Annotated in this window: 15 protein-coding genes, 1 tRNA gene and 3 pseudogenes; 10 read left to right on the plus strand and 9 right to left on the minus strand. The window is 69.8% G+C overall.

The features are described 5' to 3' along the window. Nucleotides 1–78: 78 nt before the first annotated feature. The gene (locus ACFTZC_RS27985) at nt 79–2,256 is read left to right on the plus strand and encodes a UvrD-helicase domain-containing protein (protein ID WP_382894329.1); all 2,178 of its coding nucleotides are present in this window, start codon (nt 79–81) and stop codon (nt 2,254–2,256) included. 30 nt (nt 2,257–2,286) lie between these two features. Here the strand turns inward: ACFTZC_RS27985 and ACFTZC_RS27990 are convergent, their stop codons facing one another. Both ACFTZC_RS27990 and ACFTZC_RS27995 read right to left on the minus strand, forming a co-directional pair. Continuing rightward, nucleotides 2,287–3,927, minus strand: a complete 1,641-nt coding sequence (locus tag ACFTZC_RS27990) for an MFS transporter (protein ID WP_382894331.1) — start codon at nt 3,925–3,927, stop codon at nt 2,287–2,289. After that, nucleotides 3,924–5,261, minus strand: coding sequence for a hypothetical protein (locus ACFTZC_RS27995; protein ID WP_382894333.1), 1,338 nt, complete (start codon nt 5,259–5,261; stop codon nt 3,924–3,926). Before ACFTZC_RS27995 ends, ACFTZC_RS27990 begins: the two co-directional genes overlap by 4 nt. A 250-nt stretch (nt 5,262–5,511) precedes the next feature. On the opposite strand from ACFTZC_RS27995, the gene ACFTZC_RS28000 reads away from it, so the two are divergent. Continuing rightward, a complete protein-coding gene (locus ACFTZC_RS28000) occupies nt 5,512–6,951 on the plus strand; it encodes a hypothetical protein (protein ID WP_382894334.1) in 1,440 nt (479 codons plus the stop codon). A gap of 156 nt (nt 6,952–7,107) precedes the next feature. Here the strand turns inward: ACFTZC_RS28000 and ACFTZC_RS28005 are convergent. Continuing rightward, nucleotides 7,108–7,446, minus strand: a pseudogene (locus tag ACFTZC_RS28005) (type ISP restriction/modification enzyme); the annotation flags it as partial. Nucleotides 7,447–7,501: 55 nt separating this feature from the next. Further along, nucleotides 7,502–7,696 (minus strand): annotated as a pseudogene (locus tag ACFTZC_RS28010) (type ISP restriction/modification enzyme); the annotation flags it as partial. A 42-nt stretch (nt 7,697–7,738) separates the two neighbouring features. Between ACFTZC_RS28010 and ACFTZC_RS28015 the strand changes: the two are divergent. From ACFTZC_RS28015 to ACFTZC_RS28030, 4 genes and pseudogenes are all read left to right on the plus strand, one after another. Continuing rightward, nucleotides 7,739–7,864 (plus strand): annotated as a pseudogene (locus tag ACFTZC_RS28015) (6-pyruvoyl tetrahydropterin synthase family protein); the annotation flags it as partial. 398 nt (nt 7,865–8,262) lie between these two features. Next, a complete protein-coding gene (locus ACFTZC_RS28020) occupies nt 8,263–9,321 on the plus strand; it encodes a DUF1611 domain-containing protein (protein ID WP_382894336.1) in 1,059 nt (352 codons plus the stop codon). A gap of 6 nt (nt 9,322–9,327) precedes the next feature. Further along, nucleotides 9,328–10,419, plus strand: a complete 1,092-nt coding sequence (locus ACFTZC_RS28025) for a hypothetical protein (protein ID WP_382894338.1) — start codon at nt 9,328–9,330, stop codon at nt 10,417–10,419. Then, complete coding sequence (locus ACFTZC_RS28030) at nt 10,416–12,197, plus strand: ABC transporter ATP-binding protein (RefSeq protein ID WP_382894339.1); 1,782 nt, start codon at nt 10,416–10,418, stop codon at nt 12,195–12,197. The genes ACFTZC_RS28025 and ACFTZC_RS28030 overlap by 4 nt, the downstream gene beginning before the upstream one ends. A 100-nt stretch (nt 12,198–12,297) precedes the next feature. On the opposite strand, the gene ACFTZC_RS28035 is transcribed toward ACFTZC_RS28030, so the two are convergent. Together ACFTZC_RS28035 and ACFTZC_RS28040 are read right to left on the minus strand one after the other, a co-directional pair. Further along, nucleotides 12,298–12,371, minus strand: a tRNA-Pro gene (locus tag ACFTZC_RS28035). Nucleotides 12,372–12,478: 107 nt separating this feature from the next. Beyond that, nucleotides 12,479–13,420, minus strand: coding sequence for a metallophosphoesterase (locus ACFTZC_RS28040; RefSeq protein ID WP_382894341.1), 942 nt, complete (start codon nt 13,418–13,420; stop codon nt 12,479–12,481). A 108-nt stretch (nt 13,421–13,528) separates the two neighbouring features. On the opposite strand from ACFTZC_RS28040, the gene ACFTZC_RS28045 reads away from it, so the two are divergent. Beyond that, complete coding sequence (locus ACFTZC_RS28045) at nt 13,529–13,993, plus strand: GatB/YqeY domain-containing protein (protein WP_382894343.1); 465 nt, start codon at nt 13,529–13,531, stop codon at nt 13,991–13,993. Nucleotides 13,994–14,208: 215 nt separating this feature from the next. Here the strand turns inward: ACFTZC_RS28045 and ACFTZC_RS28050 are convergent, their stop codons facing one another. Next, a complete protein-coding gene (locus tag ACFTZC_RS28050) occupies nt 14,209–16,506 on the minus strand; it encodes a transglycosylase domain-containing protein (RefSeq protein ID WP_382894345.1) in 2,298 nt (765 codons plus the stop codon). A 397-nt stretch (nt 16,507–16,903) separates the two neighbouring features. Between ACFTZC_RS28050 and ACFTZC_RS28055 the strand changes: the two genes are divergently transcribed. After that, nucleotides 16,904–17,248, plus strand: coding sequence for a WhiB family transcriptional regulator (locus ACFTZC_RS28055; RefSeq protein WP_030353248.1), 345 nt, complete (start codon nt 16,904–16,906; stop codon nt 17,246–17,248). Nucleotides 17,249–17,601: 353 nt separating this feature from the next. Here the strand turns inward: ACFTZC_RS28055 and ACFTZC_RS28060 are convergent, their stop codons facing one another. Both ACFTZC_RS28060 and ACFTZC_RS28065 read right to left on the minus strand, forming a co-directional pair. Next, nucleotides 17,602–19,080, minus strand: coding sequence for an ArsA family ATPase (locus ACFTZC_RS28060; protein WP_382894347.1), 1,479 nt, complete (start codon nt 19,078–19,080; stop codon nt 17,602–17,604). Then, entirely contained in the window at nt 19,077–20,042 is a 966-nt protein-coding gene (locus tag ACFTZC_RS28065; RefSeq protein WP_382894349.1) for an ArsA family ATPase, read from the minus strand. Before ACFTZC_RS28065 ends, ACFTZC_RS28060 begins: the two co-directional genes overlap by 4 nt. 71 nt (nt 20,043–20,113) lie before the next feature. Between ACFTZC_RS28065 and ACFTZC_RS28070 the strand changes: the two genes are divergently transcribed. Together ACFTZC_RS28070 and ACFTZC_RS28075 are read left to right on the plus strand one after the other, a co-directional pair. Further along, the gene (locus ACFTZC_RS28070) at nt 20,114–20,275 is read left to right on the plus strand and encodes a DUF4177 domain-containing protein (protein WP_106965770.1); all 162 of its coding nucleotides are present in this window, start codon (nt 20,114–20,116) and stop codon (nt 20,273–20,275) included. After that, a complete protein-coding gene (locus ACFTZC_RS28075) occupies nt 20,272–20,742 on the plus strand; it encodes a RidA family protein (protein WP_382894351.1) in 471 nt (156 codons plus the stop codon). Before ACFTZC_RS28070 ends, ACFTZC_RS28075 begins: the two co-directional genes overlap by 4 nt. Nucleotides 20,743–20,859 lie beyond the last annotated feature (117 nt).

The following is a 20,859-nucleotide window of genomic DNA, read 5'->3' on the forward strand; positions in this document are numbered from 1 at the left end:
CCCCTCGGCGGGCACGCCCCCTGTCCGTTCATAGCAGATGGTCTTAAGATCACTACTCTCCGTACGAGGGGGCGTGCTATGGCGGCTGGTGGATCGGCGTCGCGGCGGGCGCAGGAGGCGCGACTGCAGGAACGGCTGCTGCGGGAGCAGTGGCAGGCGGCCCGGCTGCAGGCCCGCGCATGGGAAGCCGCAGGCGAGGGTGAACGCAGGGTCGCCGCCCAGCTGTTGGTTCTGACCGCGCGCGGGTGGCGATTACTGGTGGACCGCAGATGGCCGGGGACGAGGGCGGCCAACGTGGACATGCTGTTGGTCGGTCCTGGCGGTGTGTTTGTCCTCGATGTCAAGAACTGGCGTTCCGCGCCGGAGACTTCGGACGGAGGCCTCCGCGTCGGCGGCGAGCCCCGCCACGAGCACACGGCCAAGCTCCTGGCCGTGACGAAAGTCGTCGAGTCGGCGGTGGCGGCCCTGGGCATGTCGCCGGTCGCGGTCCAGCCCCTCATGGTTTTCGCCGGTCAGCGCGTCGATGCCGGACTGGGCAGGATCCGGCTGCTGGGAGAGCACGAGGTCGGACCGGCCCTGCTGGCGGAGCGCCACCGGCTGCGCGCCGAATCCGTACGTGCCGTCGCGGACCACCTGGAGCGGGTCTTCCCCGAGTACGAGGCATCCTCCGTTGCGACAGAGGCGACAGAGGCGACAGGGGCGACACGGGCGGCACCGTCGCCGTCCCGCCCCCGCCCCCGCCCTCAAGAGGAGCTGTCCGACGGCCTGTTCGACCTCGACGGGTTGCGCGAGGCGGCCCTGGAAGAAGCGCTGCGGGCTCCGATCGAACAGTGGATGACCTTTCTCCATCCCGACCAGGTGGCTCTGGTACGCCGCAACTGGGCCGGTCCGGCACGGATCAGCGGCCCGGCGGGCACCGGCAAGACCGTCGTCGGCCTGCACCGCGCGGCCTACCTCGCCCAGCGCACCACCGGCCGGATTCTGTACGTCACCTTCGCCAACAACCTTCCCCGGGTACAGGCCACCTTCCTCAAGGCCATGTCTCCCGCCGTGGCCGGCCGGGTCGACTTCCGCAGCCTGCACGCCTGGGCCAAGGAGTTCCTGCACGACTGCGGTGTGCCGGTCCGGCTGCACGGGGACAAGGCCCGGACCGCCTTCAGCCTCGCCTGGACGAAGGTCGGCCGGGGCAGCTCCCTGGCCGAGATCGACCCGGCCCCGGGCTATTGGCAGGAGGAGATCGACCACGTCATCAAGGGCCGCGGCATCACCTCCTTCGAGGAGTACGCCACGGTGCCCCGCCGACGCCGCCGCGCGAGCCTGCGACGTCCGCACCGGCAGGCGGTGTGGGCTCTGTACGAGGCGTACGAGGAGCGCCGGATCGAGCGCGGTGTGCACGACTTCAACGATGTCCTCTTCCTCGCCCTGGCGGAGGCGCGCCGCCGTACCGGGCAACAGGGCTACGCGGCGGTGATCGTGGACGAGGTCCAGGACCTGACCCTGGTCGGAGTGCGGCTGCTGCAGGCTCTCGTCGGCGACGCCCCCAACGGTCTGCTGCTGGTCGGTGACGGCCAACAGGCCGTCTACCCCGGCGGTTTCCGCCTGTCCGACGCGGGCATCGACATCCGCGGCGACCGCGGACAGGTGCTGCGCACCAACTACCGCAACAGCAAGGACATCCTGGACGCGGCGCTTGCCGTCGTCGCCGAGGACTCCTTCGAGGACATCGACGGGCTGCGCACGCCGGGCCGACGCGACGTCGACCTCACGTACCACGACGGTCAGGTGATCCGCGTCTCCGAGCCGACAGAGGCCGAGCACGACGAGGCCCTCGTGGCGGCCCTGCGCGACCTGCCGCCCGCGGCCCGCGCCGATACCGCGGTGCTGTGCCCTTCCCTGCGCGCCATCGGGCACTACCAGCGGCTCCTCGAACGATCGGGCGTCCCCGTATGCCTGCTGGAGCACTACGACGGCCACCCTGTCGACGCCGTCAAACTCGGCAGTTACCGCCGTGCGAAGGGGCTGGAGTTCAAGCGCGTGTACCTCCCCGACCACGACGCGCGCCTTACCCGTGCCCCCCGGACGCCCGGCACGGAGACCCCCGAGTCCGTCGGGACCATGACCGGCACCATGACCGGGACCGAGACCGAGACCGAGCGCGAGCGTCATGAACTGTTCCGCAGCCAGCTCTTCGTGGCCATGACCCGCGCCCGGGACGTGCTGTGGCTCGGCAGCGTGGACCGGCGCCCGACCGGCTGACGACAGCCGGAACCTGAGGCCGTGTCGCCGCTACGGCCCGGCCGACCCGGGCGTGCCCGAACCGGGCTGGACCGTAGGGATCCGGTGCGTGAAGTACAGCGCGACGAGGGCGCTGAGCGCGAGGACGCCGAGTGCGGCGCGCAGCCCGTCGAGTCGCGCCGCCGCGTTCGCGTCGAGCGCGGCGGAGGTCACCTCCGGGCTCGCTCCGGCGTCCTTGAGCGCGGTCTTGAGCTGGGCGTCCGACAGGAACGGCACACCGCTCTGGAGCTGGGCGTTCGCCTCGCTCTTGACCGTGGACGGGACCGCCGGATTCTCTTCAATGCTGGTCAGGAACGACGTGGTCAGCGTGGCGATCAGGATCGACCCGGCGAGGGCCGTACCGATCGAGGCCCCGAGGTTGGTGACGGAGTTCTGGACGCCGCCGACCTCCGCGCTCTGCTCGTCCGGCACCGCGGACACGGTGACCGAGCCGAGCTGGGAGGCCAGCGCGCCCATGCCGAGACCGATGAGCAGCAGCGGAATCGTGACGATCTCCGCGCCCGCGTCCGCGTCGAGCGCGGCCATCAGCGCCACCGCCCCCGCGAGCATGGCGAGGACCCCGAGCCGCACCACCCGCCGCGGCGAGACGTCCGGGAGAAGCCGCGGGATCAGGATCGCGGCCGCCAGCAGCGTCACCGAGAGCGGCAGAATGCGCACGCCGGTGTCGAGCGCGGAGAGGCCGAGCGCCACCGACAGATAGAGCGGTACGACGAAGAACACGCCCATCTGCACGAGGTACTGGAAGAAGAACATGGTCAGGCCGCCGGTGAGCTGCTTGTTCTCCAGCAGCGCCGGGTCCACGAGCGGCTCCCTGCCCCGTACGACGAGCCGCGCCTCCCAGCGGAGGAAGGCCCACAGCAGGAAGAGCCCCGCCAGCATCAGCCACACGACCGGCGAGACCCCCAGCCACACCGGGCCGTCGGGCTTCGGCCGGAACCAGCCCCACTGGTCCGAGCGCAGCACGCCGAACACGAAGATCCCGAGCCCCAGGGAGGAGAGCGCGACCCCGACGAGATCGATGCGCGGACGTCTGCCGGGCGCCGCGTCGGCGACCCGCCGGGCGAGGGCCAGGATGCCGAGCACGAGCGCCACTTCACCGGCGAAGACCCAGCGCCAGGAGAAGTACGTCGTCGCCACACCCCCGATGAGCGGCCCCACCGCGATCGCGACCGCCCCGGCGGCGGCGACGAGCCCGTACGCGCCGGGCCGGCGTTCCACCGTGAAGTTCCCGGCGACGAGCGCCACGATCGCGGGCAGGATCAGCGACGCCCCGACCCCCTCCAGGAACGCCCAGCCGACCAGCAGCACCGGGAGGTTCGGGGCGAGCGCCGTCGTCAGCGACCCGCACCCGTAGACGACACAGCCGATCATGAAGGCCCGCTTGCGGCCGATCAGCTCGCCCACCTTGCCGCCGGGGATCATGAGCATCGCCATCACGAGGGTGTACGCGGTGATCGCGCCCTGGATCCCGGTCACGGTGGTGCCCACGTCGTCGGCCACCGTCGCGATCGACACGTTCATGACGGAGCTGTCGAGCGCCATCAGGAACTGGCCCGCCGCGAGCGTCAGCAGGACGATCCGCGTCGATGCCGCGCTCCCGCGCGTGTCCTGTGTGTCCGCCTTGGGGGTCAACGCCGTACTGTCGACGAACCGGCGGGCGGGGTGGCGCCGGCGTCGGCGTCCAGGAATTCACGGATCGCGAAGGCGACCAGCGTGAGTACCGCGGTCCACACCACGACCGCGATGGTCGGGTAGGTCCAGGTGAACAGGACGACCGCCGCGACCACCAGGATGACGACCCCGATCCAGCGCTTGAAGCGGTGCACGAACCGTCCGACCGGACCCAGTCGAAGGCCTGCCGACCCCGCCACGTCGCGCAGCGCGGCGATGCTCCTGCGGCAGCCCGTACGGGTGAGAACGGCGACCCGGGACGGACCGGCGAGGAACGCGCCGACCGCGGTGAAGAGAGCGACCGCGGCCAGCGCCCGTACACCGGCGCGCAGGAACTTGATCAGCGCGTCGTACACGGCTCCGGCAGCGGGCTGGGACGCACCGGGAGGCAGGTGGTTGAGGTAGACGTCGCGCGCGACGGTGAGGGCGATCCCGAGGACCAGCATGGCGACGAACACCGCCAGCGCCACCCCGATCAGCGCGTGCCGGCGGTTGAATGCCACGTACACCCCGGCGGCGGCGATCAGCAGGGCGATGACGGGCAGCCAGCCGCCGAGGATCTGCAGCACACGCAGCCAGGTCTTGATCTTGCCGACATCCTCCGACGCGAACACGACGAAGCTCGTGTGGACGGTGGGGATCTTCGCGGCGGGCCCGAAGCCCGCGCCGACCAACCGGTCCTTGACCTTGGCGACGATCGGGGCCACGTCGATGGTGACCTGGTTGTTCTTCAGCGAGACCGCGCTGTTGGCCTGCCCGGTCAGTGCCTTGTCGAGAGCGGCGTGCGCCCGGCGGTTGGCCTTCACCCAGACGGTCTGGAAGGTGCTGCTGGTGACCACCCGCTCCACCGTGCCACTGACCAGCTGCCCGAGCCCCTTGGTGATCGGCCCGTCCAGGCTCTTCAGCAACTGCGCCGCCCGGGGCGGGACGCCCTTCTGCTCAGCGGCGGTCGCCAGTTCCTTGACCAGGGCGTCCACGTTGATCTGCGCCAGCACCACGCTGGTGACCCGGTTGGTGACCGCCTTCTGCACATCGGGGTTCTTGGCCAGCGGCCCGACGGTGGCGACGTAACGGTCGGTGTCCCGCACGATGCTGTTCGCCCACACCGCCACGACGGAGAGCAGCGACAGCAGTGCGGCGAGAAGGATCAACAGCACCGACCCGACCGAGCGGAACGGATGCCGGCCCGTGGTCCGCGACGCCCCGCCCTTCTCCAGGGCATGGAGCCGGTGCCGCAGCTCGTCCAGTTCGCCGCGTTCCGGGTCCGGGAGGCGACCGTCGCCGTTGTCGCTCATGACCACAAGAAGATCGCCATGACCGGGAACGCGCGACCGGGACGGAGCACCCGTGTGAACGCATCAGGCCGGCCGCGGCGGAGAGGGCGGCGCAAGAGAGGGTGACGGGTCCCACCGACCCCTCGTCCCGCACAGCAGGTTGGCGGCTCGGCGGCATACGCACCCACTGGTATGGACCCTTGTCCCCATGTAATCGCCGCTGCCATGCTGTAACCGCGTTCGGACATCCGGCCCGCGACAGGAGTGCCCCGTGCCCACTCTTCCCTCGCTCTCCCGCCGCCGCTTCCTGGGTGCCGCCGGGGCCCTCGGGGCCGCCGCCACGCTGAGTGTGCCCGATGCCGCGCTCGGCGTGCCCGATGCCGCCGGAGCCGGAGTCGGAGCCTCCGGGAGCGACGTCACTCCCATCGCCTGGCAGAGCCTCGGGTCGTACCCGGGAACCGACGCCGCCGGCGGTCGGGTGACAGCGATCCTCGCGGGCAGCTCCCGCTATCTGATCGGGCCCTGGTACGCCGGGACGTACACGCGGTACCTCCCCGACGGCTACATCGATCTCAAGGGCACCGACGAGCGGGCCGTCCGGCTGCCCGCCATGGCCGCGGTGGCCGCCGCCACCGCGCTGACCACCGGCACCTACGACCCGCGGACGCTGTCCGCTGCCAACGCCACCATCCGGACCCGGAACCTCATCCGCACCCTCGCCGCCCGGCACCGGGCGAACAACGCGGACCCCGCGACGCGCTGGGGCAACGGCTGGCAGACCGCGCTGTGGGCGTACTACACCGCACTGGCCGGCTGGCTGTTCTGGGAAAGGCTGGACACCACCGAGCGGGACCACCTGGCCACCCTGCTGGCCTGGGAGGCCGACCGGCTGACCACCGGAGACGACGTCCACCTCATCGGCACCGGCGGTGACCAGCTCTACATGACCCGCCGCGACGGCACCGTCGTCACGCCCGGCGACAGCAAGGCGGAGGAGGACAACTGGAGCGCGGCCGCGCTCTCCCTGGCCGCGGTGATGATGCCGCGCCACCCCAACGCCGCCCGCTGGACGCGCCGCAACATCGAACTCCTGCTGGCGGCGGCGGCCTGCCCGCAGGACCTCACCGGCAACAGGACGATCAACGGCGTCCGGCTGTCGACCTGGCTGCAGGGCACGAACATCGCCGACGACGGCACCCTGCAGAACCACGCACGCCTGCACCCCCTCTACATGGTGGCGTTCGACCAGAGCCTCTACCAGGGCTTCGTCTTCGGCCTGGCGCACCGTCCCGCGCCCCGCGCCGCGCTCCACAACATCAACCGGACGTACGCCGCCCTGGTGGAGAAGCCGTTCCCACTGCCGGACGGCGGCACCACCCCGATCTACCGCGCCGACTCGGCGGAGATCCACTACCCCGAGGGCAACGACTGGGGCACGCACTTCCCCTTCTACTTCGGCAACTTCGACCTGCTGGTCACCCTCACCGGCCAGGACACCGGCATCCACCCGGCCGCGGCGAAGTGGGAACGCCTCCACAACGAGGCGCAGCTGACCCTCATGTCCCGCTTCCCGGACGGCCGCACCTACGGCGCCACCGGGGAGAACACCTACTACGGCCGAGAGCACCGCATCGGCGCCATGGCGGCCCAGGCGTACCTCACCCTGTTCCTGGCCCGCAACACGACAGGCAACCGCCTGCGCTGGCGATGAGCCCCGCACCGCCGACCCGCAAGAACCGGAGCCGATGCCCGCTGTGGCCAGCTCCGTCACCGTGATCAGTGGACCCGGGCACACCTCATCGAAGAGGGCAGGCTGCGCCGGCTCCTTCCGCACGAGCAGGCCGAGGACATTCAGCAGTTCCAGCAGTTCCGTGGTCCATGCGGGAAGCCAGCACGGAGCTACCACGTGGTCCAGTTCGAGGCGTCGCTTGCCGGCGGGTTTTCTCCGGCGGTAGCCGAACCACTTGTTGAGAATGTTCATTCCGGACACTTCGTACTTCCGGACCGTGAGGGGCACCGGACTGATCCGTCCAGCGCCGACCCACAGGTCCGGTGCCACAGGGCCGTACGCCAGCTTCTCCGGCATGGTTTCCGCGTCGTCCGGGATCTCCTCCACGCACCGGGGCGGTCGTATGGCAGCAACACCCTGCCGTACGGCCTCCCGGCGCTCTCGTCGGCGTACCGCTCGCCGTAGGTGTGCAGCCACAGGTCAAGCTGACCGATGGCAACGCCCCGCTCCCACAGACGGGGGTCCCGGTGAGGGGGATCCGCGTACCCGGGACTTCGAGGTCTTCCCGGAACCGGGTCGTGTACTCCGGGTGGGACGCGACTGCGGCGATGTAGGCCAGCAGATCTTCCGACGACCGGCACGTCGAGCCGCCCGGAGAGCAGGGGGAGCAGACCGGGCGTGACGTTGGGCATCGTGCAGGCGGCGTTGCGGTAGAGGGGGCGGGCACAACCGCTGCGGTTGTTGAAGTAGTCCATGTCGGTCATGGGGAATCTCACCTTCGGCAGAGAATCTGGCCCTATGGATCTTCGATCGCTGGGCCGGTCGATTTCCGGAGCTGACCGCAGTCAGAGTCTCCGAGACGCCCAAGACGTGGGCCGAGTACCGGCCGGAGTGATAGCGACCGGCGGTTGACGTCCTGGGGGGCGGTCCGGCTGGCCCTCCGTGACGGATCCATCACGAACAGCGTCCCGCGCAGGCGAAATCCACCCGATCAGACCATACGCGCGCAGCGGCTGCCCACCGCCCGCCGCACTCGGGAGGGAAGCCCCGTACGGTCACGCTGTCGTAGCTTCCCGGTAGACCCGCGGCAGCACCCCCACCACCGCACCCGCCGAGAACTCCGTGACCTGCGGACTTCCACCCCGGACCTTCGCCTCACCGGTCACCGTCGGAGCCACCACCACAATGCGGTCGGTCCGGGGAGCCCGGATCATAGCTACGAGCGAATCGAATGGACGACTACCCGTTCGGGCGCCGGCACGGGCCCGATCCGCAACGGATGAGGGGTCTGCGATGAAAGATTTCGCTGGGGCCAAGTGGGGCTATGTGACGCGCAGAATCGACGACCGGGACGCGACCGTGCCCGGTGGGTCGGTTCGCGAACCGCAGCTCGGGGATCTTGTGGTTGCCACCGTGGCCCACTTGGGCGAGCTTGACCATCTGGAGGATGTCCACGGTCGGCGCGTCCGTCTCTACTGGGGCGACATTGTGGTGGGTGCATACGGCAACCGGTATGCCACGGACTTCTACGAGGGTTACCTGCCGACCGGGCCCAATGTTCATCTGCTGACGGCGGGCGGCCTTGTGGGAACGGTCGCCTCGGCGCATACGCGACGGCTGCCACCGACCGAGTTGAAGGTGATCGGCACGCTGAACGACCGGTCCGGGACGCCACTGTCGCTGGAACACTATGCGCGGACGCCTTCGCCGCACACGGCGCCGGAGTGGGGCACTCTGGTCGTGCTCGGCTCGTCGATGAACGCGGGCAAGACCACGACGGCGTCGGCCATGGTGTGCGGCTGGACGCGAGCCGGGCTGGCCGCCGGTGCGGGCAAGGTCACCGGTTCCGGCAGCGGCAAGGACCGCTGGACGTACATCGACGCGGGCGCCAGCACCGTGGCCGAATTCCTCGACTTCGGCATGTCTTCCACGTTCGGCTATCCGGTCGAGCGGCTGCGGACCACGATGATCGCCATCCGCGATGCCCTGGTCGACGACGGTGCGGACGCAGTTGTCCTGGAGATCGCCGACGGGCTGCTGCAGTCCGAGACACGGGCGCTTGCCGAGTGCCTGCCCGGATTCGCCCACGGTGTCGTACTGGCGGCGGCCAACGCGCTGGACGCGGCGGCCGGGGTGACGATCCTGCAGGGACTGGGGGTCCCGGTCCGCCTGGTGAGTGGCCTGGTCACCGCCAGCCCCCTTGCCTCGCAGGAAGCACACGCGGCCACGGGACTGCCGGTCCTGTCCCCGCCACAGCTGGCCAACGGCGCGGCCGTGGACCTGGTGCGCGCACCGGTCCGGCAGACCGTCGCCCCGGCGGGCCCCATTGCCGACGCTGCTGTCCGGGGATGATGCCCCGTGATCCCGGCGATCGTCTACATACCTGACGGACGTCCCTGGCCCGGGCAGTTGCGTGAAGCCGCCCTGGACGTCCTCGAACTGCGGCCGGCCGAAGTGGTGCTGCCCGAGGCCACGGTCCGTGACGAGCGCGGCGGGCGGCTGTTCGACGGCTCCACGTTGATGTTCGACCCCGCGGCCGGTGGCGGCCCCCTGGCTGACGCCGTCGCAGACCGGCAGGCCCGAGCTTTCGGCGTGACCAATACGGCCTTCCACGTCCAGCGTGCCCTGCGGTTCGCTTCAGCCCTGCTCGGCCACCCTCTCCCTCGCCTGCTGGTCAGAATCGGGATGCACAACCAGCCCCGCCGCTGGCACGGAGGGCATTACCGGCTTCCCAGATCGTCACTCACGGACGAGCCCGCCACTCTCAGCTGTGCCGGTGAGGTCCATCTGGGGGGCGGCGCCGGATTCCTTCCGACACCAGATGGCAGCCGGTATTTCCACGCCCCCGCACACAACACCGCGATCATCTGTCACGAGGTCGGCCATCATCTGTGCCGGCACACCGCGGACTTCCGGCTCAACCGGCTGCGTCCCCCGGCGCAGCAGACCAACCGGAAGATCGCTCTGGACGAGGGCACCGCAGATGTCCTCACGGCCATTCTGCTGGGCACCTCGGACATCTACGGCTGGCACCGCGGGACCATCGCCGAGTGGGACCCACGGCGCCGCAAACTGCAGCCCCGGTGGACAATGGCGCACTTCTTGGGCGGGCGGGACCAGGACCCGCACGCCGACGGCACCGTGTGGGCATCGGCATGCTGGTCCGCTCGTGAGCGGGTTGTCGCCACGGGTGCCGACGCGGCACGCTTCGATGCGGCGCTGCTGCGCGGCATGGACTCGGCCGGAGCCGATGCCACCCGGCTGACCAAGGAGGCCCTGAGCCAACGCCGCCAGTTCTCCCGACTGCTGTCCGCGATCACGCGTGCCGACCCCGGACTCGCGCCGGTGGTGCTGACCGCCATGGCCGAGCACGGCATACGCCCCGGCGCGAGCAACGCAGCTCTCGAAGGTGCCGCCCGCGCGCACCTGACCGGGGAGGTGAGCAGATGAAGGCCCGCCGAGCCGATGTGGGAATGATGCGATACCTGTGGCGATTCCGTTCCTACGGCCGCCCGCACCTGGGCACGCTCGTGCTCGGCGTAGGACTGCGCATCGGAGAGCTGATCGCCGATCTGGCGGCACCCTGGCCACTGGCGCTGGTCATCGACAACGTACTCAAGGGCCGGACCAGCGGCCCACTGTCCTGGCTCACGGGCATCGTGGGCTCGTCACCGCTGGCCATGCTCAGCGTAGCCGCCGCCGCACTGCTGCTGATCACTCTCGCCTCGGGGACGTTCGACTACCTCGGTGACCGTGTGATGAACAGCGCCGGAGAGCGGATCACCGCGGAGATCCGCACGGACGTCTTCGCCCACATGCAACGGCTCCCCATGAGCTACCACGACCGGCAGGCCGTCGGGGAACTGACCAGCCGCATCGCGATCGACACCAGCCGGATCCAGGACGCTCTGGTCGACCTGTTCTCCAAACTTCTGCCCGGACTGCTGGCCTTCGCGGGCTACGCCACCGTCATCCTCTCCGTCGACTGGCGCCTGGGGTCGATCGCGATCGGGGGCGCCCCGCTGATATTCCTCACGGCCGCGCGCTACACCCGGTTGACCCGCCAGACGGAACGGCGGCAGCGCGCCGCCGAAGGACACCTCGCCACCTTTGTCACCGAATCCCTTCAAGGCATCCGTACCATCCACGCCTTCGGCCGCCAGGACCTGCACGACGCACATTTCGCCACCAGCAACAGCACCACCCTCGACGCCGGCCTGCGCAGCGTCGAACTGCGGGCCCGATTCACCCCACTGCTCGAAGCCGCCGCCGCGGTGGCCACCGCGACACTGCTGTGGGCGGGCGGCCTCGGTGTCGTGAACCACTGGTGGAGCGTCGGGCTGCTGGTCGTGGTGACCAGCTACCTCAAGGACATGATCAAACCCATGCGATCGATGTCCCGCCTTTCGATCACCTTCCCCCAGGGCGCGGCCTCAGCGGAACGCGTTGCCGCCATCCTCGACCAGCCACCCCCGCCCCCGACACCACACCGGCGCCTGCCCGACCGCGCCACCGGCCGGATCGACCTGCGCGACATCACCCTCGACTACGGCCGCGGCCCCGTCCTGAACCACTTCGACCTCACCGTCCACCCCGGCGAACACCTCGCGCTGCTCGGACCCAACGGCTCCGGCAAATCCACCGTGCTCTCCCTCATCGCCGGGCTCTACCCGCCCACCCGCGGCCGCCTGCTCCTCGACGGACTCCCCCTCGCCGACATCCCCGCCATCTGGCGGCACCGCCAGATCGCAGTCGTGCTGCAGGACACGTTCCTGTTCTCCGGCACCATCGCCGACAACATCCGCTACGCCCGACCCGACGCCGGCCCGCACGAGGTCGCCCGGGCGGCGGAGGCAGCCCTGGTCACCGAGTTCACCGAACGCCTGCCTGATGGCCTGGGCACCCGGCTCGCCGACCGAGGCGCCGGACTCTCCGGCGGCCAGCGCCAACGCGTCGGCATCGCCCGCGCCCTGCTTGCCGACGCCCCCGTTGTGCTGCTCGACGAACCCACCACGGGACTGGACAACGCCGCCGAAGAAATCGTCGTCCGCGCGCTCGGCCGCCTGGTCGAGAGCCGAACAGCGGTCATGACCACCCACCGACCGGCCCTCACCCGCCTCGCCACCCGCACCATCCGTCTCGACGACGGCACCCTGCGCACGTGCCCCGGTCCGGCCTCGGTGTCGGCCCGGCGGGAGGCTGCGCGGGCGCCCCGGCGAGCCGCCTGACGCGTCCAGTCCCTGAGGGACACTGCGATTGCTGTACTTTTCTGCCGGCAAACGCGTCAGAGGGCCTATCGGATCTCTCCGATAGGCCCTCTGGCCAGCGTCGGGGTGGCGGGATTTGAACCCACGACCTCTTCGTCCCGAACGAAGCGCGCTGCCAAGCTGCGCTACACCCCGATGTCGCTGTTGTTCCGGCGACATCGATTACTTTAGCCCACCGCTGGCCGGAGACGAAATCCGGTTTGGCGGGCCCGGAGGTGTCCTCCCGGGCCCGCTCGGCCCGGTCAGTCGCGGGCGGCGGTCAAGGTCAGCAAGGTCGCTTCCGGGGGGCAGGCGAAGCGGACCGGGGTGTAGCGGCTCGTGCCGCAGCCTGCGGAGACGTGGAGGTACGACGTGTGGTCCGGCGTGTGGTGGGTGGAGAGGCCCTTGACGCGGTCCGTGTCCAGGTCGCAGTTGGTGACCAGTGCGCCGTAGAAGGGGATGCAGACCTGGCCGCCGTGGGTGTGACCCGCGAGGATCAGGGGGTAGCCGTCGGCCGTGAAGGAGTCCAGGGAGCGCAGGTACGGGGCGTGGACCACGCCGATCGAGAGGTCCGCGTCCGGGGCGGGGCCGCCCGCGACGCGCTCGTACCTGTCCCGCTTGATGTGCGGGTCGTCGACGCCGGTGAAGGCGATCTCGTGGCCGTCGATCTTCAGCCGGCCGCGGGCGTTGTTCAGGCCCACCCAGCCCGCCTCGTCGAAGGCGTCACGCATCGGCTCCCACGGGATGTGCACGGCCGCGACGGCCGGAGCGTTGCCGTTCAGGCCGTGGCGGCCCTGGGCCTTCTCCAGGAGGTAGCGGGCCGGGTTGCGGAGCTTCGGGCCGTAGTAGTCGTTCGAGCCGAAGACGTACACACCCGGGTACTCCATCAGCGGACCCAGCGCGTCCAGCACCTCCGGCACGCCCTCCGGGTCGGAGAGGTTGTCGCCGGTGTTCACGACGAAATCGGGGCGCAGCCCGGCCAGCGACTGGAGCCAGCGCTGCTTCTTGCGCTGTCCGCTCACCATGTGGATGTCGGAGACCTGGAGGACGCGAAGATCACGCATACCGCGCGGCAGCACCGGTACGGAGATTCTCCGCAGCCGGAAGGAGCGGGCTTCGAATCCGGCGGCGTAGGCGAGGCCGGCCGCCCCGACAGCTGCGATACCGGCGGTGACTTTGAGGGGAACCCCGTAGCGTGCGCGCATGCGCCCATGGTCGCAGACGCGCCGGGTGCCAGTGATCCACGGGGCGGTTGTCCACAGGCGGGGAAATCCGCGGGCGGCCATGTCGGCGCACCTGCCACACTTGGCCCCATGACCAGCCTTAAGTCCAGACTGAAGGAAGACCTCACCGAGGCCATCAGGGCGCGGGACGAGCTCCGCTCGGCCACGCTCCGGCTCACCCTCACCGCGATCACCAAGGCGGAGGTCTCGGGTACGTCGGCGCGCGAGCTGTCCGACGACGAGGTGCAGAAGGTGATCGCGAAGGAGGCGAAGAAGCGCCGCGAGGCGGCCGAGGCGTTCGCCCAGGGCGGCCGTGAGAAGCAGGCCGAGCGCGAGAAGGCCGAGGGCGCGCTGCTCGACGCGTATCTGCCGAAGCAGCTCACCGACGAGGAGCTGGCCGGGATCGTGGCGCAGGCCGTCGCGGAGGCGAAGGCCGCGGGTGCCGAGGGGCCGCGGGCGATGGGCGCGGTCATGAAGATCGTGAACCCGAAGGTGGCCGGTCTCGCCGACGGCGGCCGGGTGGCGGCCCTCGTGAAGCAGTCGCTCGCCGGCTAGTGCCGCGACGGGGTAAAGCTTGCCGGGAGGGGCACTAGAGCCGGCCCGGTCCGGCGGGGCGCGCGTGGGCCCGGGCCGGCCTCGGTAGCCAGGGCTGATCTGTCAGGTGGACGCGGACGGCGATCGGCAGCCGCCCCGGAACGCGCCGGAGGGTGGCCCGCCTGTGTGCGGGCCACCCTCCGGTCGGTTACGCGGTCAGAAGCGCGTCGGCGCGGTTACGGGAAGGCGTCACCGCCGCCGTTCCCGTTGCCGCCTCCGTTACGGCCGCCGCCGAAGAAGTCGAAGCCGCCGCCCGGCTTCCCGTCGCCGTTGCCGCCGTTCCCGTTGCCGCCATTGCCATTGCCGCCGTTGCCGCCGCCACCGTTCCCGTTGCCGCCGTTGTCGGAGCCGCCGTTGCCGTCGCCCGGGTTGTCCCGGTCACGGTCCCGGCCCTTTTCCTTGTCCTTCTGCGCGTCCGGGATGTCGATGGTGTTGAAGGTCGGCGCCTCCTTCCCTTCCAGCGCCCCGGTGACCGCGTCCTTCCAGATCGGCCCCGGCACCTGACCACCGAACACCTTGTCGTGGTAGGTGCCGCCGATGGTGATGTTCTCCATCTCGACCTGCTGGGAGGGGCTGCCGACCCAGACCGCGCCGGACAGGTTCGGGGTGTAGCCGACGAACCAGGCGTTCTTCCTGAGGTCCGTCGTACCCGTCTTGCCCGCGTTGTCGCGGCTGGTCAGACCGGCCGACTCACCGGTACCGGAGTCGACCACACCCTTGAGCAGGGTGTTGATCGTGTCGGCGGTCTTCTCGCTCATCGCCCGCGAGCAGCTCGTCTTCGGAACCTTGAGGCTGTCGCCCCCCGCCGTCTTGATGGAGGAGATGGCGATCGGCGTGCAGTACGTGCCGCGGTTCGCGTAAGCGGCGTACGCGCTGGCCATCCGCAGCGGCGAGATGCCCTGCGAGCCCAGGGTCAGGGCGGACGGCGCCTCGGGGAGCTTCTTGCCGTCTCCCTGGACGACGCCCATCTTGGAGATCGTCTCCGTCACCGGGCAGAGTCCGATTTGCCCTATCATCTGCACGAAGTAGGTGTTGACCGAGAGGGCCATCGCCTCCTTCAGCGCGTACGGACCGACTTCGGACTCGTTCTCGTTCTCGGCCGTGTCGCCGCCGGTGTTGACCCACGGCTTGCCGCTGCACGTCTGGATCGAGGCCGGGTACGGCATCTGGTACGGCGACGGGTACGACTGCGTCGGCGGGACCCCGCGCTCGATCGCCGCCGTCGCGAGGAACGGCTTGAAGGTCGAACCGGTCGGGAAGCCGTAGTTCGAGCCGCCCATCCCGTGGTCGACCGAGAGGTTGATCTGGGTCTCGTTCTTCCCGAAGCCGTACGGCTTGGACTGGCCCATGCCCAGGATCTTGCCGGTGCCCGGCTCGACCAGGGTCACGGCCGTCGCGACCTTGTCGCTCTTGTTGACGTGGCTCTTGATCGACGCCTGCACCGAGGACTGGGCCTGCGGGTCCAGCGTCGTACGGATCGTCAGACCGCCCTGGCTCCAGACCTTGGCGCGCTCCTCGCGGCTCTTGCCGAAGACCGGGTTGGTCAGGAAGGCCTCGCGCACGTAGTCGCAGAAGAAGCCCGCCCCGCTGACCGCCGTGATGCAGCCGTTCTCCGGGCGGCTCACCTTCAGCTCGATCGGCGCGGCCTTGGCGCGGTCCGCCTCCGCCGCCGAGATGTCGCCGACGGTGGCCATCCGTTGGAGGACGGTGTTGCGCCGCTTGGTCGCCTCTTCCTCGTCGTTGATCGGGTCGTAACGGGTCGGCGACTGGACGGTGCCCGCGAGGAGGGCCGCCTCTTCCAGCTTCAGGTCCTTGGCGGACTTGGAGAAGTAGCGCTGCGCCGCAGCCTCGATCCCGTACGCCGACTGCCCGAAGTACGTGATGTTCAGGTAGTTCTCAAGGATCTTCTTCTTGCCCAGCTCCTCCTCGACCTGGATCGCGTACTTCAGCTCCTGGATCTTGCGGCCCAGGGTCTGCTGGGTGGCCTGCGCGACCTTGTCCGGGTCGTCGCCGGCCTCCTCGACGAACACGTTCTTCACGTACTGCTGCGTCAAGGTCGAGGCGCCCTCCGCGACGCCGCCCGACTGCGCGTTGCGGTTGACCGCGCGCAGTACACCCTTGAGGTCGACGGCCCCGTGCTCGTAGAAGCGCGAGTCCTCGATCGCGACGATCGCCTTCTGCATGTACGGGGAGATCTGCTTGAGCGGCACGACGGTACGGTCGCGGAAATAGACGGTGGCGATGCGGCCACCCTGGGCGTCCAGGATCGTGGTGCGCTGACTCAGCGGCGGAGTCTTGAGGTTGGCGGGGATTTCGTCGAACCCCTCGACCGACCCCTTCGCCGCGAGTCCCAGCGCGCCGAAGGCCGGCAGCGCGATTCCGGCGAGGACCGCTCCCGCCAGCACACTGACACCGAGGAACTTGGCGGCCTGCTGGGTCCCGGTCAGACCCCCGCCCGAGCGCTTCTTTGGCATGAGGGCAGCCTACGTTCTCAATCGCCGGACACGCGTCAAGGCTCTGGCCTAAGCTGTCCCCAACTGTCACAGCAGTGCGGTCATGCATCAAGGCCCCTCGATGAACTTCCCGTGAACCCGAAACGTGAGAAGTGATGTCCGAATCACCCCGATACGCTGTCGGACGTCCGTTGTGACTCGACTGAAATAACCCGACTCTTTTGGATTGTTCCTTTATGCCCCGGGGTCACTCCCCTGGGTGATCTGCCGCGTACGCATAGTCCGTTCGGGCCATTCAAGATTGGGCCCGAAGGGGGTGTTGCGCTGTGTCCGCCTTCCGTAACGTCCTCAACTGGCAACGGTGAATATGCCGCTGCCGCCGTGGGGGAGCCTCGATTCGGGAGAGGACGGCGCCGGCATGGGCTGGGTAACCGACTGGAGTGCGCAGGCAGCTTGCCGCACTACCGATCCAGATGAACTGTTCGTACAGGGTGCGGCGCAGAACAGGGCCAAGGCGGTGTGCACCGGATGCCCGGTGCGGACCGAGTGCCTGGCGGACGCGCTGGACAACCGCGTCGAGTTCGGCGTGTGGGGCGGTATGACGGAGCGGGAGCGCCGCGCGTTGCTGCGCAGGCGTCCGACCGTCACTTCATGGCGCCGACTGCTGGAAACGGCGCGTACGGAGTACGAGCGCAGCGCGGGCCTGCTGCCCGTGGGCTTGGAGGATGACGAGACGTACGAGACCTACGCGGCGGTCGGGTAGATCCCTGGCCGTCCCGGTGCTGGGGCGGATGCGTTTCGGTCCCACCGATATCGAAACGGACTCCGCCCTGGCCGGGAGCCTGCCGGGGGCGCCGAGTATGGCGTGTGGACGGGCGACCGCGAGAAACACGATGCCTCGCGTCGCGGATTGTGGGGGCCATACATCCCCGTGGCCCCGCAATGTCGTCTGCGTAATCCCGGCTACTGCTCCACATTCCTGTCCCAGGTCTCAAGCAGCACGCATTGCATAGCGGCACGCATTGCATTTACGCGGGTATGGCGCGGCTCGATCAGTCGCGCCGTCGGCGTGTCCCCGTGTGTCCCTGTGCCTCCGAGGTGCCTCCGAGGCGTGTCCTATGCCTCCGAGGCGAGGCGCTCGCCGATCATCCTGAGTCCCGCCAGGTCGTGCACATCTCCTGGCAGGGCTCCCACCTCGACCACCGCCACCTCGGGGTGGAGCGCGGTGAAGCGGTCGCGCGTGCGCTGCTCACGTGCCAGAACCTGCATGCGCTCGGCGTGCAGATACAGCAGACCGGCCGTGAGCTGTTCCACAGTTGTGACAGAAGGAGTCGCGTCCGTCGTGGCGGAAACGGACACATCCGCCGGAATGTCCCGGGGCGTCTCCGGTGTCTCCGGCCTCTCGGCGCTCTCGGGGGAGGCCGAGGTCGCCGGGGTCTCTGATGTCTGTGGAGCCGGCGTCGTCACCGGGCTGTCTGACGTGTCTGGGGTCTTCTCGGTCTGGTCCGCGTCGGCGGCTGACGCGGGGGCTGGCTCGGCGGCTACGGGGGGCTCGACGGCTTCATGAAGCCCGTGCGGCTCGGACGCTTCGGGAGAGGAGCTGTCCGGGGTGGTAGCGCCACTGCGAGCATTCCCCCGTATCTGATCCACCATGCGCCCCTCCTCAAGATTTTCTGCCGCCGCGCGCGCCCGCTCCGCCGACAGCCGGTCCGCCCCGCTCCCGTGGACCCGGTTGAGGACCAGCCCCGCCAGCGGCATCTCCTCGGCGGCCAGCCGCTCCACGAAGTACGCGGCCTCCCGCAGCGCGTCCCGCTCCGGCGCCGCCACCACCAGAAAGGCCGTGCCCGGCGCCTGGAGCAGCCGGTACGTCGCGTCCGCGCGGGTGCGGAAGCCGCCGAACATCGTGTCCATCGCCGTCACGAACGTCTGTACGTCGCGCAGGAACTGACCGCCCAGCAGCTTTCCCAGCGTCCCGGTCATCATCGACATACCGACATTGAGGAACTTCATCCCGGCCCGGCCGCCCATCTTCGCGGGGGCCATCAGCAGCCGGATGAACTTCCCGTCGAGGAAGGACCCGAGCCGCTTCGGCGCGTCCAGGAAATCCAGCGCGGAACGCGACGGCGGGGTGTCGACGACGATCAGGTCCCAGGAGTCGCGGGCCCGCAGCTGGCCCAGCTTCTCCATCGCCATGTACTCCTGCGTGCCCGCGAAACCGGCCGACAGGGACTGGTAGAACGGGTTCTCCAGAATGGCGCGGGCCCGGTCCGCGTCCGCGTGCGCCTCGACGATCTCGTCGAAGGTCCGCTTCATGTCGAGCATCATCGCGTGCAGCTCGCCGGGCCCCTCGACGCCCTTGACCTGCCGCGGAGTGTTGTCCAGCGAGTCGATCCCCATGGACTGGGCCAGCCGGCGCGCCGGGTCGATGGTCAGGACGACGACCTTGCGGCCGCGCTCCGCCGCCCGTACACCGAGGGCCGCCGCGGTCGTCGTCTTGCCGACCCCGCCGGAGCCGCAGCACACGATGATGCGTGTCTCCCGGTCGTCGAGCAGCGGATCGATGTCGAGCGGGGCGGCCGCGGAGTCCAGCGTCATGCGAAGACCTCACCAAGTTCCCGTAGCTCTCCCGCCAGCCGGTAGAGACCGGCGAGGTCCATCCCCTCCCCGATGAGGGGAAGCTCGTACGCCGGCAGCCCCAGCTTGGCGAGCACGGCCCGCTGTTCGCGCTCCAGTTCCACTCGCTGGGCGTGCTCGGCGGCCTGTTCGAGCAGCGGCCCGACCAGCTTCGTGGGCGCCGGCACGCCGGCCGCCGCCAGTGCCCTGGCCACCTCCTTGCGGCGGTCGCCCGCCGCGGCGCGTACGGCCGCCTCGTCCAGGAGGTGCGGACGCACCATGTTCACGATCACCTTGCCGACCCGCAGCTCGGCGCCCTGCAGCTCGGCGATGCCGTCCGCGGTCTCCTGGACGGGCATCTCCTCCAGCAGCGTCACCAGATGCACCGCCGTCTCCGGCGACTTCAGGACCCGCATCACCGCCTGGGCCTGATTGTGTATCGGGCCTATCTTCGCCAGCCCCGCCACCTCGTCGTTCACATTGAGGAAGCGGGTGATGCGGCCCGTGGGCGGCGCGTCCATCACGACGTAGTCGTAAGTGAAACGTCCCTGCTTGTCCCGTCGGCGTACGGCCTCGCACGCCTTGCCGGTCAGCAGCACGTCCCGGACACCGGGGGCGATCGTCGTCGCGAAGTCGATCGCGCCGATCTTCTTGAGCGCCCGTCCCGCGCTGCCGAGCTTGTAGAACATCTGGAGATAGTCGAGGAGGGCGCGCTCGGCGTCGATGGCCAGCGCGTACACCTCACCGCCGCCCGAGGCGACGGCGATCTTCCGCTCCTCGTAGGGAAGGGCTTCCGTCTCGAAGAGCTGTGCGATGCCCTGTCTGCCCTCGACCTCGACGAGAAGGGTGCGCTTGCCCTCGGTCGCGAGGGCGAGCGCGAGGGCGGCGGCGACCGTCGTCTTACCGGTACCGCCCTTGCCGCTGACGACCTGGAGCCTGCTCACGTATTCGAGCCTAACCAGTAAGGCCGCGGGCTACGCACGAGGCTGCCACCCGGTACGACTACAGTCGCCCCATGACCAAGTGGGAATACGCGACCGTGCCCCTTCTCGTGCACGCGACCAAGCAGATTCTGGACACCTGGGGCGAGGACGGCTGGGAGCTCGTCCAGGTCGTTCCCGGGCCGAACAACCCCGAGCAGTTGGTGGCCTACCTGAAGCGGGAGAAGGGCGCATGAGCGGCACCGTCGACGCCACTCTCGCCGAACTGGGGCTGACGCTGCCCGAGGTCGTACCGCCGCTGGCCGCCTACCAGCCTGCCGTACGGTCGGGTGCGTACGTCTACACCTCGGGCCAGGTCCCGATGGTGGACGGCAAGCTTCCGGTCACCGGCAAGGTGGGCGCCGAGGTCACCGCGGAGGAGGCCAAGGAGCTGGCCCGTATCTGCGCGCTGAACGCCCTCGCCGCCGTGAAGTCGGTCGTGGGCGACCTGGACCGGATCGCGCGCGTGGTGAAGGTCACCGGCTTCGTCGCCTCGGCCGCGGACTTCACCGGCCAGCCGGGCGTCGTCAACGGCGCGAGCGAGCTGCTGGGCCAGGTTCTCGGTGACAAGGGCGTGCACGCGCGCAGCGCCGTCGGCGTGGCGGTGCTGCCGCTGGACGCGCCGGTCGAGGTCGAGATCCAGGTGGAACTGACCCAGGACTGAGCCTCCTGGCGCCGAGAGGTCCCGTTCGGTACGTGTGCGGTACGGCACGTACGGGGCGGGGCCTCTCCGCGTATGCGAGGGGCGACGCGTGACCGGGTGCCTCTCGAACATCCTCCC

The organism is Streptomyces sp. NPDC056987 (genome assembly GCF_042673865.1).
Classification (GTDB): domain Bacteria; phylum Actinomycetota; class Actinomycetes; order Streptomycetales; family Streptomycetaceae; genus Streptomyces.

Coding starts and splice junctions, on each gene's coding strand:
- ACFTZC_RS28055 (WP_030353248.1), top strand. CDS start 16,904: ATGGGCTGGGTAACCGACTGGAGTGCGCAGGCAGCTTGCCGCACTACC.
- ACFTZC_RS27985 (WP_382894329.1), top strand. CDS start 79: ATGGCGGCTGGTGGATCGGCGTCGCGGCGGGCGCAGGAGGCGCGACTG.
- ACFTZC_RS28060 (WP_382894347.1), bottom strand. CDS start 19,080: ATGACGCTGGACTCCGCGGCCGCCCCGCTCGACATCGATCCGCTGCTC.
- ACFTZC_RS27995 (WP_382894333.1), bottom strand. CDS start 5,261: ATGAGCGACAACGGCGACGGTCGCCTCCCGGACCCGGAACGCGGCGAA.
- ACFTZC_RS28075 (WP_382894351.1), top strand. CDS start 20,272: ATGAGCGGCACCGTCGACGCCACTCTCGCCGAACTGGGGCTGACGCTG.
- ACFTZC_RS28050 (WP_382894345.1), bottom strand. CDS start 16,506: ATGCCAAAGAAGCGCTCGGGCGGGGGTCTGACCGGGACCCAGCAGGCC.
- ACFTZC_RS28020 (WP_382894336.1), top strand. CDS start 8,263: ATGAAAGATTTCGCTGGGGCCAAGTGGGGCTATGTGACGCGCAGAATC.
- ACFTZC_RS28070 (WP_106965770.1), top strand. CDS start 20,114: ATGACCAAGTGGGAATACGCGACCGTGCCCCTTCTCGTGCACGCGACC.
- ACFTZC_RS28045 (WP_382894343.1), top strand. CDS start 13,529: ATGACCAGCCTTAAGTCCAGACTGAAGGAAGACCTCACCGAGGCCATC.
- ACFTZC_RS28030 (WP_382894339.1), top strand. CDS start 10,416: ATGAAGGCCCGCCGAGCCGATGTGGGAATGATGCGATACCTGTGGCGA.
- ACFTZC_RS28040 (WP_382894341.1), bottom strand. CDS start 13,420: ATGCGCGCACGCTACGGGGTTCCCCTCAAAGTCACCGCCGGTATCGCA.